This is a genomic window from Enterobacter cloacae complex sp. IR5428 (assembly GCF_049238585.1).
GTDB lineage: Bacteria > Pseudomonadota > Gammaproteobacteria > Enterobacterales > Enterobacteriaceae > Enterobacter > Enterobacter intestinihominis.
This window is the reverse complement of sequence record NZ_JBMKHV010000009.1, coordinates 80027-93081: the sequence shown is the minus strand read 5'-3', so window position 1 is coordinate 93081 and position 13055 is coordinate 80027. Positions and strand designations below refer to the sequence as shown.

The following is a 13055-nucleotide window of genomic DNA, read 5'->3' as shown; positions in this document are numbered from 1 at the left end:
CCCCTCACCCCGGCCCTCTCCCCATAGGGGCGAGGGAGAAAAGACGGCTCCGTGCAGTCCCCTCTCCCCTATGGGGAGAGGGTTAGGGTGAGGAGTAAGATTTTAATTAAGACTTCGTCGACTGCTCAAAGCGGCGTAACAGTTGGTTGCCGCGCTCTACCGCTGAATCCAGCGCCTGCTGAGGCGTTTTCTTCCCGGTCCAGACGCTTTCCAGCTCTTCATCAACGATGGTGCGGATCTGCGGCATGTTGCCCAGACGCAGGCCTTTGGTGAACGGCAACGGCGGCTTGTTCAGCATCTGACGCGTCGCGATGTCCGCGCCCGGGTTCTTGCTGTAGAAGCCCTGCTCCCGGGTCAGGTCGTACGCGGCTTTGGTGATCGGCAGGTAGCCGGTCTTCTGGTGCCACTCGGCGGCGTTTTCCGGCTTCGCCAGGAAGTCGAGGAACTCGGCCACGCCTTTGTAGGTGCCGTTGTCTTTACCCTGCATCACCCACAGGCTCGCCCCGCCGATGATGGCGTTCTGCGGCGCGCCTTTTACATCAGCGTCGTACGGCATCATGCCCACGCCGTAGTTGAATTTGGCGTAGTGACGGATGTCCGCCAGCGAACCGGAAGACGCGGTAGTAATGGCGCAGTCACCGTTGTAGAACTTCTCGGTGGATTCGTCTTTGCGCCCGAAATAGCTGAAGTCGCCCTTCTTGTTCAGATCGGCCAGCAGCGCGATGTGCTTCACCTGCTCCGGCTTGTTAAATTCCAGAACCGCGTCGGTGCCATCGAAGCCGTTGTTTTTGGTGGCAACCGGCAGGCCGTGCCAGGCGCTGAAGTTTTCAATCTGGATCCAGCCCTGCCAGCCGCTGGCGTAGCCGCACTTCATCCCCGCCGCTTTCAGCTTCGCGGTGTACTCCGCCAGATCCTGCCAGGTTTTTGGCGGCTGTTCCGGATCTAAACCGGCTTTTTTGAAGGCATCTTTGTTGTAGTACAGCACCGGCGTGGAGCTGTTAAACGGCTGAGACAGCAGGTGGCCGGTTTTGGAATCGGTGTAGTAACCGGAGACGGTCGGCACAAACTGGGATTCGTCAAAGTTGATGCCCGCGTCTTTGAACACTTCATAGACCGGCTTGATGGCTTTGGAGGCCATCATGGTCGCGGTGCCGACTTCATAAACCTGTAACAGGGCTGGCGCATTCCCGGTACGGAAGGCGGCGATGCCCGCGCTCAGGCTCTGCTCGTAGTTGCCTTTGTACACCGGCACAATTTTGTAATCCGGGTGGGTGTCGTTGAAACGTTGCGCCAGGGAGTCAACCTCTTTACCCAACTCCCCTTCCATAGAATGCCAGAACGGAATGGTGGTCACAGCCATTGCGTTCGTCGCAAAAGCCAGACCGATTGCCAGACCCAAAGCTGTGTGTCGTAACGATGTCATTGTCATCTCTCTTATTATGCCGGATGCGCGATATCACGCGTTTTGTGCTCGCGAGGTAACATGACATGCTCGAATGACAGAAAAATAACTGTTTGTTTACAGATAGGTGACAGCCAGGCGTCAGAGGGATGATGGTTGTGTGAAGGGGTTAATATGAAAAAAAGCCGGGTGGCGGCTTCGCCTTACCCGGCCTACATGGTATCCGTAGGCCCGGTAAGCGCAGCGCCACCGGGCGATACAGACGGCTTAGCCGCCCAAATACGCGCTCCGCACCGCTTCGTTCGCCAGTAGCGCATCGCCGGTATCGGAGAGCACCACGCGGCCGTTCTCCAGCACGTAGCCACGGTCAGCGAGCTTCAGCGCCTGGTTGGCGTTCTGCTCGACGAGGAAGATGGTCATCCCCTCTTTGCGCAGCTGCTCGATGGTGTCGAAAATCTGCTGAATGATGATAGGCGCCAGCCCGAGCGACGGTTCATCCAGCAGCAGCAGACGCGGCTGGCTCATCAGCGCGCGGCCAATCGCCAGCATCTGTTGCTCCCCGCCGGACATGGTGCCCGCGCGCTGAATTCGCCGCTCCCACAGGCGCGGGAAGAGTTCGTATACCCATTTGATGCGGGTCTGGTATTCATCCCGGTGGGCGAAGAAACCGCCCATCGCCAGGTTCTCTTCGACCGTCATGCGCGAGAACACGCGACGCCCTTCCGGGACGATCGCTACCGCTTCACGCATAATTTTAGCCGTCTGCCAGTCGGTAATATCTTTGCCGTCAAACACAATCCGCCCGCTGGTGGCGCGCGGATCTCCGCACAGGGTGCCGAGCAGCGTGGTTTTCCCCGCGCCGTTGGCACCAATCAGGGTGACGATCTCGCCCTGATTGATGTGCAGGCTGACGTCGTGCAGCGCCTGGATCTTACCGTAGTGCGCATTGACCTTGTCGAACGTTAACATCGCTTTTTCCATCTTATGCCTCACCAAGGTATGCGCGGATCACGTCCGGGTTGCTGCGGATCTCTTCCGGCGTGCCGTTTGCCAGCGGCGTGCCCTGGTTTACCACGTAGATACGGTCCGAAATGCCCATCACCAGCTTCATGTCGTGCTCAATCAGCAGGATGGTGGTGTCGTGATGATCGCGAAGCTCGGCAATCAGCTCGTCCAGCTCTTTGGTCTCTTTCGGGTTAAGGCCCGCCGCCGGTTCGTCGAGCATCAGGATCTCCGGCTGGGTCACCATGCAGCGCACGATCTCAAGGCGACGCTGGTCACCGTAGGCGAGGTTGCTCGCCTGACGGTTGGCGTGCTGGAGCAGGCCGATACGGTCGAGCCAGGTGGCGGCGCGATCGAGCGCCTCCTCCTGCGCGCGGCGGAAGGCCGGGGTTTTCAGCAGGCCGGAAAAGAGGCCGGTTTTGAGTTGCTGATGTTGCGCCACCAGCAGGTTCTCAATCACCGTCATCTCCCGGAACAGACGCACGTGCTGGAAGGTACGCACCACGCCCATGCGGGCAATCTGCTGGCCCGGTAGCCCTTCGAGGTGCTGGTCGCGCAGCATGATGGTGCCACCTGTCGGCTTGTAAAAACCGGTCAGGCAGTTGAATACTGTGGTTTTCCCTGCGCCGTTCGGGCCAATCAGGGAGACAATCTCTTTCTTATGCAGATCCAGATTCACGTTGTTGACCGCCAGCAGGCCACCAAAACGCATCATCAGACCGTTAACGGATAATAATGGCTGACTCATGCCTGCTCTCCTTTCGCTTCCGCGCTCTTAAGCTTCAGCTGTGGACGCGTCATCGGCAGCAAGCCCTGCGGACGCCAGATCATCATCAGCACCATCAAGCCACCCAGCATCAGCATGCTGTATTCGTTAAAGTCGCGCATCAGCTCGCGCGAGACCACCAGCAGGATGGCCGCGAGGATCACGGCGAACTGGGAACCCATCCCGCCGAGCACCACAATCGCCAGCACGAAGGCCGATTCGGCAAAGGTGAACGATTCCGGGCTGACGAAGCCCTGACGCGCGGCAAACAGCGTTCCGGCGAAACCGGCAAACGCGGCGCTGATGGTAAACGCGGTCAGCTTGATACGGGTCGGATTCAGGCCCAGGGAACGGCAGGCGATCTCATCCTCACGCAGCGCTTCCCATGCGCGGCCCAGCGGCATGCGCAGCAGACGGTTGATCACAAACAGGGTAATCACCACCAGCAGCAGCGCCACCAGGTAGAGCCAGATCACGCGGTCGGACGGGTCGTATTTGATGCCAAAGAAGTTGCTGAAGGTATCCCAGCCGCCTTCGCGGGCGGTACGGCTGAACTCCAGGCCGAAGAAGGTCGGTTTCGGGATCTGGCTGATGCCGTTCGGACCGCCGGTCACTTCGGTATTGTTGAGCAGCAGGATACGGACGATTTCGCCGAAGCCTAAGGTCACAATCGCCAGGTAGTCACCGCGCAGGCGCAGCACCGGGAAGCCGAGCAGGAAGCCCGCGGCGGCAGAGACCAGCCCCGCCAGCGGCAAACAGGTCCAGAAGCCGAGGCCGTAATAATGGTTCAGCAGCGCGAAGGTGTACGCGCCGATGGCGTAGAACCCGCCGTAGCCCAGCACCAGCAGGCCAGACAGCCCCACCACCACGTTCAGACCTAGCCCCAGAATCACGTAGATCATGGTCAGGGTGGCAATATCCACCGTCCCGCGCGATACCATAAACGGCCACGCCACGGCAGCCACCAGCAGCGCCACAAGGAACAGCTTCTGCTTTACGGTTGTACCGTCGATCGCCGGAAGGACGAATTTCGGCCCGGAGACGTTCTTCAGCGTCTTCTGGAACAGCGGACGCAGCAGCTGGAACAGGAACACCACGCCAGTACCGATAAACACCCACTGCCAGCGGATATCGGGGGCGGTATCCACCACCAGCTTCGTGCCGTCCAGCCCTAACTGAACGCCCATAAAGACGCCCGCCAGGACGAAGAACATGGCGGCAGAAAGCAGCGCCATCGCAAAATGCATCGGTTTCATACTTTCTCTACCTCCGGACGGCCCAGAATACCGGTAGGCATCACCAGCAGAACCAGAATCAGCAGGGCAAACGACACCACATCTTTATATTCGGTGCTCAGGTACGCCGAGGAGAGCGCTTCGGCCACGCCCAAAATCAGGCCGCCAATCATCGCGCCCGGAATGCTGCCGATACCGCCCAGTACCGCGGCGGTGAAGGCTTTCATCCCGGCCATAAAGCCGATGTACGGGTTGATTACGCCGTAGAACTGGCCGAGCAACACGCCCGCCACCGCCGCCATCGCTGCACCGATCACGAAGGTCAGGGCAATCACGCGGTCGGTGTTGATCCCGAGCAAGCTCGCCATCTTCAGGTCTTCCGCGCAGGCGCGGCAGGCGCGTCCCATGCGGGAGTAGCGGATGAAAACGGTCAGGGCCAGCATCGCCAGGAAGGTCACAATCCAGATAACCAGCTGCATGGTGGTGACAGAGGCAGAGAAGTTTTCGCTGGCCCCCACAATCCACTGGCCGTTAAACAGGCTTGGAAGCGCCACGTCACGCGAACCTTCTGTCAGGCTGACGTAGTTTTGCAGGAAGATGGACATACCGATGGCGGAGATCAGCGCAATAAGGCGCTTGGAGCTGCGCACCGGCCGGTAGGCCACCCGTTCGATGCTCCAGCCGTAGGCGCTGGCAATCACAATCGCGCCGACAAACCCGGCGGCCACCAGCAACCAGCTGCTGTCGATGCCCATCATCATCAACGCGGCGATGATCATAAAGGAGACGTAGCTACCGATCATGTACACCTCGCCGTGGGCGAAGTTGATCATGCCGATAATGCCGTAAACCATCGTGTAGCCGATGGCGATCAGCGCGTAGGTGCTTCCCAGCGTGACGCCGTTAAACATCTGCTGCAAAAAGTAGAGAAACTGCTCGGACATATGCAAACCTTTTTATATCCGCCCGGTAAACCGGGCGGTGGGATTATTATTTGGCGACCGAGGACGAACCGTCGGCGTGCCACTTAAAGACACCAAATTCAAATCCCTTCAGATCGCCTTTCTCATCCCAGTTCAGCGGCCCAATCACGGTGTTCGCCCCGTGTGCTTTTAAATCTTTCACCAGATCCAGCGGCTCTTTGCTGCCGGTGCGATCCATGGCCGTGGCCAGCGACTGCACGGCCGCGTAGGTGATCCAGACGTATGGGCCACTCGGATCTTTCTTCTGTGCCTTGAGCGCATCCACGATAGCTTTATTCGCCGGATCCTGGTCATAGCGTTTTGGCATCGTCACCAGCATGCCTTCGGCAGAATCGCCCGCGATGTTCGACAGGGAGGCATTACCGACGCCCTCAGGCCCCATAAACTGGGTTTTCAGACCGGTGGCGCGCGCCTGGCGCAACATCTGCCCCATTTCCGGGTAGTAGCCGCCGTAGTAAACGAAGTCGATATTCTCTTTTTGCAGGCGGGCGATCAGCGCGGAGAAGTCTTTCTCACCGGCGGTAATGCCGTCGAAGAAGACGATATTCGCCCCGCCTTTTTTCAGGCCGTCCTGTACGGAGCGCGCCAGGCCTTCACCGTACTGCTGTTTGTCATGAATGATGGCAATGCGCTGTGGCTTAACGGTTTCGAGGATGTATTTGGCGGCGGTTGGCCCCTGCGAGGAGTCCAGACCGGCGGTACGCATAATGTGCTGGTAACCGCGCTGGGTCAGTTCCGGGTTGGTGGCGCCCGGGGTGATCATCAGGATGCCTTCGTCTTCGTAGATATCAGACGCAGGCTGCGTGGAGGAGGAACACAGGTGCCCGATGACGTACTGGATACCGTCGTTAACGATTTTGTTGGCGACCGCGACGGCCTGTTTTGGATCGCAGGCGTCGTCATACTCCACGCCCACCAGCTTGTCGCCTTTGATGCCGCCTTTAGCATTGATATCTTTGATGGCCTGACGCGCGCCGTTGAACTCCATATCGCCCCACTGGGCAACGGGGCCGGACATCGCACCCACTACCGCAACTTTAATGTCGTCTGCCATAGCGGCATGCGAGATCGACAGTGCGACCATCCCCGCGATTAACGTCTTCGCGTTCCTTTTCATCTCAGAATCCCCATTCGTGAAGTGATGTTTATATTTTGTTTTATTATGGTTAAAAAGCATTCTGTACTTTTAATGAACAACGCTATTTTTACCAGTGCCTTTAATGGTTTAGCGCAGGTTTTTAACAAAAACCAGACTAATATCTCTATTTTTCAGGCGATTAAGCAAAGATAATATTCTGAAATCAGACGGAGATAAACAAATAAAAGCGCAGTTTGCAGCATAAAATAACGGTACAAAGCGCCGAATAAATCACTACCATTCAGGTTAAAATTCTGCTTATTTTTCGATCCATGTGTTTTCAAACTGCCCATCGCGTTGCCAAAAAACTAATCACCTGGTAAATAGGAAGAAAAAGAGAAAGTGCCTGAGCAATTAAATTGAGTACACTGGCCGTACTCTTTTTGATTTGGACAAGCAGCTAATGAAACTGACTATCGTGCGTCTGGTGACCTTTAGCGACCAGGATCATATCGACCTGGGCAAGATCTGGCCGGAATATTCTTCTTCATCGCTGGCCGTCGATGAGAACCACCGCATCTATGCCGCGCGCTTTAACGAGCGCCTGCTGGCCGCCGTCCGCGTAACGCTGAGCGGCACGGAAGGGGCGCTGGACTCCCTGCGCGTGCGCGACGTGACCCGTCGTCGCGGGGTCGGGCAGTATTTGATTGAAGAGGTGATCCGCGAAAACCCGAGCGTGACCTCCTGGTGGATGGCCGACGTGGGCGTGGAGGATCGCGGCGTAATGGCGGCGTTTATGCAGGCGTTAGGGTTTACGGCGCAGGCGAACGGGTGGGAGAAGCGCTAAAAGAAAGCCGGGTGGCGGCTGCGCCTTACCCGGCCTACATTGTCTGCCACATTGTGTGCCGCATTATCTGCCGCATTTTCCCAGGCTGATTGTAGGCCCGGTAAGCGAAGCGCCACCGGGCAAAAGCGGGGCTGTGCGGCCTGATGCCCTCACCCCGGCCCTCTCCCACGGGGAGAGGGAGAAAACATTAAAAAAGGCAACTTACGTTGCCTTTTTGCTTTTATTTGGCGTCTGTCGCCGTGCCGTTGGCATGCCAGTCAAACACGCCGAACTCGAAGCCCTTCAGGTCGCCCTTCTCATCCCAGGACAGCGGCCCCATCACGGTTTCCACCGAGTTCGCTTTCAGCCAGGTGGCAATCTCCGCCGGATCGGCTGACTGGTTCAGGCCCGCTTGCAGAGACTGCAACGCTGCGTAAGTGGTCCAGACGAACGCACCGCTTGGATCCTGTTTCTTCGCCTTGATGGCATCTACAACAGGTTTGTTCGCAGGCACCTGGTCGTAGTTTTTCGGTTTGGTCACCAGCAGCCCTTCAGCAGACTCACCCGCGATGTTAGACAGGGAAACGTTCGCCACGCCTTCTGGCCCCATGAACTGTGTCTTCAGACCCGCCGCACGCGCCTGACGCAGGATCTGCCCCATTTCCGGGTGGTAGCCGCCGTAATAAACGAAGTCGATATTCTCTTTCTTCAGACGCGCTACCAGAGTCGAGAAGTCTTTCTCACCGGCGGTGATACCGTCAAAGAACACCACGTTGGCATTCGCTTTTTTCAGGTTATCCTGCACCGCACGGGCCAGGCCTTCGCCGTACTGCTGTTTGTCATGAACAATCGCGATGCGCTGCGGCTTCACTTTTTCAACAATGTATTTCGCGGCGGTTGGCCCCTGATCCGAGTCCAGACCGGTGGTACGCAGGATCAGCTTATAGCCGCGCGCGGTCAGCTCTGGTGCCGTCGCAGCTGGAGTGATCATCAGAATGCCTTCGTCTTCGTAGATGTCAGACGCGGGCTGGGTGGAAGAGGAGCACAGGTGACCGATAACGTATTTGATCCCGTCATTTACCACTTTGTTCGCCACCGCGACCGCCTGTTTCGGGTCACAGGCATCGTCATATTTTACGATTTGCAGCTTTTCGCCCTTGATGCCGCCCTTAGCATTAATGTCTGCAACCGCCTGTTCCGCGCCCGTAAATTCCTGGTCGCCGTACTGTGCTACCGGACCGGACATCGCGCCCACCACGGCCACTTTAATATCGGCCTGCGCCATAGTGCTGAATGCCAACGCGATACATCCTGCCAGTAACGCTTTACCCTTCATGTTCATCCTGAGATTCCCCATTATTATGGTTATAACGATTGTTGTGATGTTGTTGTGTAGCGCTTTATTTCAATTATAGGCGTGCTGTTCGCGCTTTTTCAGCATACTCTGCTAAAACATACCCCATTTTTATGATTTTGGAATAGCTAATTTGAAATGAAAATATGATAAGCCCGACTGTCATTTGAGCCGGGCTTTTGGCTTTATCGTGTCAGCGAGGCGGAAATAATATCCAGCGCTTTACGGAACTGCGCTTCGGGGATGGTGAGCGGGTAGAGGAAGCGGATAACGTTGCCGTAGACGCCGCAACTCAAAAGCAGCAGCCCTTCGTTCAACGCGCGCTCCTGAACCTGACGGGTAAATTCCGGCGACGGCTGTCCGGTTTGCGGATCGGTAAATTCCACCGCCACCATCGAGCCCTGTCCACGGATATCGGCGATCCAGGGACAGCCATCCTTCGCTTTATTCAGCACCTCGACAAGATGATGGCCGAGATGAGACGCGCGCGTGCAGAGATCTTCCTCGTCAATCACGTCCAGCACCGCATGGGCCGCCGCAATCGCCACCGGGTTACCCGCGTAGGTGCCGCCCAGTCCGCCCGGAGCGGGCGCGTCCATCACCTCTGCCCGGCCAGAGACGGCAGAGAGCGGCATTCCGCCCGCCAGGCTTTTCGCCATGGTGATCAGATCGGGCTTCACGCAGTGGTTTTCCATGGAGAATAGCTTGCCGGTACGGGCGAAGCCGGTTTGCACTTCGTCGGCAATCAGTAAAATCCCGTGGGTATCGCACAGGGCACGCAGCGCCTGCATAAAATCAGCGGGCGCGACGTTGAACCCGCCCTCGCCCTGGACCGGTTCAATAATGACTGCCGCCACCTGATCGGGCGCGATATCGGCTTTGAAGATGCGCTCCAGGCTTTTTAACGCTTCGGCGGTACTGACGCCGTGCAGGTTGTTGGGGAATTGCGCGTGGTACACCGAGCCGGGGAACGGGCCGAAGCCGAGCTTATAGGGCGCCACTTTGCCGGTCAGCGCCATGGTCATAAAGGTACGGCCGTGGAACGCGCCGCCGAAGGTGATAAGGCCGGGACGTCTGGTGTACGCGCGGGCAATTTTCACCGCGTTTTCGACCGCTTCTGCACCGGTTGAGAAAAAGGCGGTTTTGGCTGGCCCCTCTATGGGTACGCGCTGGTTGATGCGCTCGGCAAGCGCCACATAACCTTCATAGGGGACGATCTGGTAAGCGGTATGGGTAAAGGCATGAAGCTGTTTTTCGATGGCGGCGATAACTTTAGGATGGCGATGCCCGGTATTCAGCACGGCGATCCCGGCGGCAAAATCAATATACTCGTTACCTTCTACATCCCACACCGTGGCGTTTTCGGCTTTATCGGCATAGAAGTTACACATGACGCCGATACCGCGCGGCGTCGCCTGTAAACGCCGGTCGTTCAGTTCGTTATTTTTCACCCTGTCACCCTCTGAAAGTCGCCTGCTTAGCGCATCAGTAAGTGTTTGCCAGGGGGAAGAAATTCGCCAGAGCGGGCGCTAAAAAAACAAAACCCCCAGACTCTCATCCAGGGGTTCTCGGTGTACTTCGAGGAATTTACGCTTCGATAGCGGCGCGAAGTTTTTTCATGGCGTTCTTCTCAAGCTGACGCACACGTTCAGCGGAGACGCCGTAGCGGTCGGCCAGTTCCTGCAACGTGGACTTGTTATCTTCGTCCAGCCAGCGGGCACGGATGATATCCTGGCTACGCTCGTCGAGGCCTTCCATCGCGAAGGTCAGCTTGTTTGCCGCCTGGTCTTCCCAGTTATCCTCTTCAATGCCGTCAGCAAAGTTAGAGGTTTTATCCTGCAGATACAGGACCGGGGCCATCGGCTGGCTGTCGGAGGTATCGTCGTCGGCAGACATATCAAACGTCATGTCCTGCGCGGCCATACGGGATTCCATCTCGCGGACGTCTTTGCTGGAAACGCCCAGCTCGCGCGCCACCATTTCCACTTCATCCTGATTGAACCAGCCCAGACGCTGCTTGGTTTTACGCAGGTTGAAGAACAGTTTGCGCTGCGCTTTCGTCGTAGCGACTTTCACAATACGCCAGTTACGCAGGACGTATTCGTGAATTTCCGCTTTGATCCAGTGCACGGCGAAGGAGACGAGTCGCACACCCACTTCCGGGTTGAAGCGACGTACCGCCTTCATCAGGCCAATGTTACCTTCCTGAATCAGGTCCGCCTGCGGCAGGCCGTAGCCCGCATAATTACGAGCAACGTGAACAACAAAGCGCAGGTGAGACAGGATCAGCGTTTTAGCTGCTTCCAGATCGCCCTGGTAATGCAGCTTTTCAGCAAGCTCCTTTTCTTCCTCAGCCGTTAACATCGGCCAGGTGTTCGCAGCCCGGATGTAAGATTCCAGGTTACCAACAGGGGCTAAAGCTAAAGTTTGCATTTCTTTGGTCATTCATTCCTCTCAATGTTTCTTCTGGTCCAGGTTGTCCCCGTCAGGCAACAACCATGCCAAAGCGTTTGAGCAACGAGATTAGCATTCACTCTTTTATCAGACAGTGATTTTATCCACAAGTTCCAGGAGCAACAGTGAATAAATTACGCACAAAATGTGACATGAAGATGATTACAGGGGAAGAGACAACAGGGACGCTTTCCCTGCAAGCGAACATCTCGGTGCAGGGAAAGATTATATCACGCTTTTATTAGTCGGGAGTAAAGTGGCGTAAATGTTGAACCGTTGCCAGCCATGCCGCCACCCAGCCGATCATGGAGCAGACTAGCAGCAACAGAAGGCACTCATCGAACCCTAAGCCACTGATATCAAACTTCGTTCCGAAAACCTGCGCCACCTCGGTGACGGCAGACGACAGCCGCATCACCAAAATTTCTGACAAAATCAATGAAAGAAATGCACCAGAAAAACCTAATAACGCGCCGCCATAGAGGAACGGGCGGAGGATGAAACCATCCGTTGCGCCAATCAGTTTCTGCACGTTGATGGTATCGCGACGGGCGAAGATGCTCAGGCGCACGCTGTTACCGATGACGAGGAACACCGCCGCCACCATCAGCACGCCGATCATCGCCGATACGCGCCCCACCAGCCCGGTCAGGGCGGCAAGGCGGGCAAACCAGCTGTCGTCCATGCGCACTTCATCAATCCCATTGATGCGGGTAATGCGGTCGCGCAGGGTGTTGAGCGAATCGGTGCCCTGGAAATCGAGCTTCGGGATCACCACCGCCACGGCGGGCAGCGGGTTCTCTTCCAGCATATCCAGCGCGCCGCCGAACCCGGACCAGTTGCGGAATTCGCCCAGCGCTTCATCGCGGGAAAGATAGTTCACTTTCTCCACGCCCTGCTCGGCCTGAATCTGCCCCACTACCTGAGCCGCCGCGTTATCGTCGAGGGCTTTATCCAGATAAACGGTAATCTGCGGCGACGGATAGTACTGGGACGCCGCCTGGTTCACGTTTTTGTAAACCATGTAGCAGACGCTGGGCAGCGTCAGGGAGATGGCAATCACCATCACCGTCAGGAACGTCGCCAGCGGTTTGCTTTTTAGATCCTGCAACGCGCCCTGGAAGGCGTAGCGCACCTGTTCGTTGAAGACGTTGGTTTTACGGGAGTTCGGTTTCGGTGTCGCTTTGGCACGCTTAGGCGCATGGCGATTGCCGTCCCCGCCGCCCTGAGGCTTGCGGAAACGGTCAAACCGGTTGCTGAACTGCCGTATCTGGTTCATTGCATCACGCTTATTCACCGTGGCCTCCGTGCAAATGCCCGTCGCTCAGGGTCAGCATGCGGTACGAACGGCGTGAGATAAGCCCCATGTCGTGCGTCGCCATCAGTACCGTGACCCCCACGCGGTTAAATTCCTCAAACAGACGCAGGATCCCTTCAGAGAGGGCATCGTCCAGGTTACCGGTCGGTTCATCCGCCAGCAAGACGGCAGGCTTGTTCACCACCGCACGGGCGATGCCCACGCGCTGCTGCTCACCGCCGGAGAGCTGGATCGGGAAGTTCTTCGCTTTGTCCAGCAGCCCGACCTTATCCAGCGCCGCCGAAACGCGACGGCGGATATCATCGTAACTGGCGCCGGCAATAATCAGCGGGATCGCGACGTTATCGAAAACCGTGCGATCCATCAGCAGGTGGTGATCCTGGAAAATCATGCCAATCTGACGACGCAGGAACGGCACTTCACGGTTCTTAAGACGGCTAATTTCATGGCCGCTGAACCAGATTTTCCCGGCACTTGGCCGCTCGATCCCACAGATCAGCTTGAGCAGGGTACTTTTCCCCGCGCCGGAATGGCCGGTCAGGAATGCCATCTCGCCTGGCTGGAGGTGGAATGTTACCCCCTGCAGCGCTTGTCTCCCGCCGAGATAGGCCTTGCTGACGTGTTCAAAGCGAATCAT

The 13055-nt window shown here is 57.1% G+C and carries 12 protein-coding genes; 1 reads left to right on the top strand and 11 read right to left on the bottom strand.

Features of this window, described 5'->3' with window-relative positions:
- Window positions 1–106 precede the first annotated feature (106 nt).
- The 6 genes from ugpB to livK all read right to left on the bottom strand — a co-directional run bounded on the left by ugpB (window position 107) and on the right by livK (window position 6505).
- Window positions 107–1423 carry a sn-glycerol-3-phosphate ABC transporter substrate-binding protein UgpB gene (gene ugpB, locus ACOTXC_RS14865; RefSeq protein WP_022649659.1) on the bottom strand — a complete coding sequence of 439 codons (1317 nt, stop codon included), beginning with the start codon at window positions 1421–1423 and terminating at the stop codon, window positions 107–109.
- Between the two features lie 246 nt (window positions 1424–1669).
- Window positions 1670–2383, bottom strand: a complete 714-nt coding sequence (gene livF / locus ACOTXC_RS14860; RefSeq protein ID WP_023298801.1) for a high-affinity branched-chain amino acid ABC transporter ATP-binding protein LivF — start codon at window positions 2381–2383, stop codon at window positions 1670–1672.
- 1 nt (window position 2384) lies between these two features.
- Window positions 2385–3152 (bottom strand): high-affinity branched-chain amino acid ABC transporter ATP-binding protein LivG, encoded by a 768-nt coding sequence (gene livG / locus ACOTXC_RS14855; protein ID WP_022649661.1) that lies wholly within the window; start codon window positions 3150–3152, stop codon window positions 2385–2387.
- On the bottom strand, window positions 3149–4426 hold the full coding sequence (locus ACOTXC_RS14850) for a high-affinity branched-chain amino acid ABC transporter permease LivM (RefSeq protein ID WP_006812275.1): 1278 nt from the start codon (window positions 4424–4426) through the stop codon (window positions 3149–3151). The genes livG and ACOTXC_RS14850 overlap by 4 nt, the downstream gene beginning before the upstream one ends.
- A complete protein-coding gene (gene livH / locus ACOTXC_RS14845) occupies window positions 4423–5349 on the bottom strand; it encodes a high-affinity branched-chain amino acid ABC transporter permease LivH (protein WP_022649662.1) in 927 nt (308 codons plus the stop codon). Before livH ends, ACOTXC_RS14850 begins: the two co-directional genes overlap by 4 nt.
- A gap of 46 nt (window positions 5350–5395) precedes the next feature.
- Window positions 5396–6505: a high-affinity branched-chain amino acid ABC transporter substrate-binding protein LivK gene (livK, locus tag ACOTXC_RS14840; protein ID WP_022649663.1), complete on the bottom strand. Its 1110-nt coding sequence runs from the start codon at window positions 6503–6505 to the stop codon at window positions 5396–5398.
- A 424-nt stretch (window positions 6506–6929) separates the two neighbouring features.
- On the opposite strand from livK, the gene panM reads away from it, so the two are divergent.
- The gene (gene panM, locus ACOTXC_RS14835; protein WP_022649664.1) at window positions 6930–7313 is read left to right on the top strand and encodes an aspartate 1-decarboxylase autocleavage activator PanM; all 384 of its coding nucleotides are present in this window, start codon (window positions 6930–6932) and stop codon (window positions 7311–7313) included.
- Between the two features lie 220 nt (window positions 7314–7533).
- Here panM and livJ read toward each other — a convergent pair whose 3' ends face one another.
- The 5 genes from livJ to ftsE all read right to left on the bottom strand — a co-directional run bounded on the left by livJ (window position 7534) and on the right by ftsE (window position 13055).
- Window positions 7534–8634, bottom strand: a complete 1101-nt coding sequence (gene livJ / locus ACOTXC_RS14830; protein ID WP_015571474.1) for a branched chain amino acid ABC transporter substrate-binding protein LivJ — start codon at window positions 8632–8634, stop codon at window positions 7534–7536.
- Between the two features lie 197 nt (window positions 8635–8831).
- A complete protein-coding gene (locus tag ACOTXC_RS14825; protein ID WP_421767802.1) occupies window positions 8832–10097 on the bottom strand; it encodes a 4-aminobutyrate--2-oxoglutarate transaminase in 1266 nt (421 codons plus the stop codon).
- 136 nt (window positions 10098–10233) lie between these two features.
- Entirely contained in the window at window positions 10234–11091 is an 858-nt protein-coding gene (gene rpoH, locus ACOTXC_RS14820) for an RNA polymerase sigma factor RpoH (RefSeq protein WP_421767801.1), read from the bottom strand.
- 250 nt (window positions 11092–11341) lie between these two features.
- Complete coding sequence (gene ftsX / locus ACOTXC_RS14815) at window positions 11342–12397, bottom strand: permease-like cell division protein FtsX (protein ID WP_022649667.1); 1056 nt, start codon at window positions 12395–12397, stop codon at window positions 11342–11344.
- Complete coding sequence (ftsE, locus tag ACOTXC_RS14810; RefSeq protein WP_006812284.1) at window positions 12390–13055, bottom strand: cell division ATP-binding protein FtsE; 666 nt, start codon at window positions 13053–13055, stop codon at window positions 12390–12392. Before ftsE ends, ftsX begins: the two co-directional genes overlap by 8 nt.

Excerpts from the sequence above, each read along its gene's own strand:
- ugpB (WP_022649659.1), bottom strand. The coding sequence starts at position 1,423 with ATGACATCGTTACGACACACAGCTTTGGGTCTGGCAATCGGTCTGGCT.
- rpoH (WP_421767801.1), bottom strand. The coding sequence starts at position 11,091 with ATGACCAAAGAAATGCAAACTTTAGCTTTAGCCCCTGTTGGTAACCTG.
- livG (WP_022649661.1), bottom strand. The coding sequence starts at position 3,152 with ATGAGTCAGCCATTATTATCCGTTAACGGTCTGATGATGCGTTTTGGT.
- livK (WP_022649663.1), bottom strand. The coding sequence starts at position 6,505 with ATGAAAAGGAACGCGAAGACGTTAATCGCGGGGATGGTCGCACTGTCG.
- ACOTXC_RS14850 (WP_006812275.1), bottom strand. The coding sequence starts at position 4,426 with ATGAAACCGATGCATTTTGCGATGGCGCTGCTTTCTGCCGCCATGTTC.
- panM (WP_022649664.1), top strand. The coding sequence starts at position 6,930 with ATGAAACTGACTATCGTGCGTCTGGTGACCTTTAGCGACCAGGATCAT.
- livF (WP_023298801.1), bottom strand. The coding sequence starts at position 2,383 with ATGGAAAAAGCGATGTTAACGTTCGACAAGGTCAATGCGCACTACGGT.
- livH (WP_022649662.1), bottom strand. The coding sequence starts at position 5,349 with ATGTCCGAGCAGTTTCTCTACTTTTTGCAGCAGATGTTTAACGGCGTC.
- livJ (WP_015571474.1), bottom strand. The coding sequence starts at position 8,634 with ATGAACATGAAGGGTAAAGCGTTACTGGCAGGATGTATCGCGTTGGCA.
- ftsE (WP_006812284.1), bottom strand. The coding sequence starts at position 13,055 with ATGATTCGCTTTGAACACGTCAGCAAGGCCTATCTCGGCGGGAGACAA.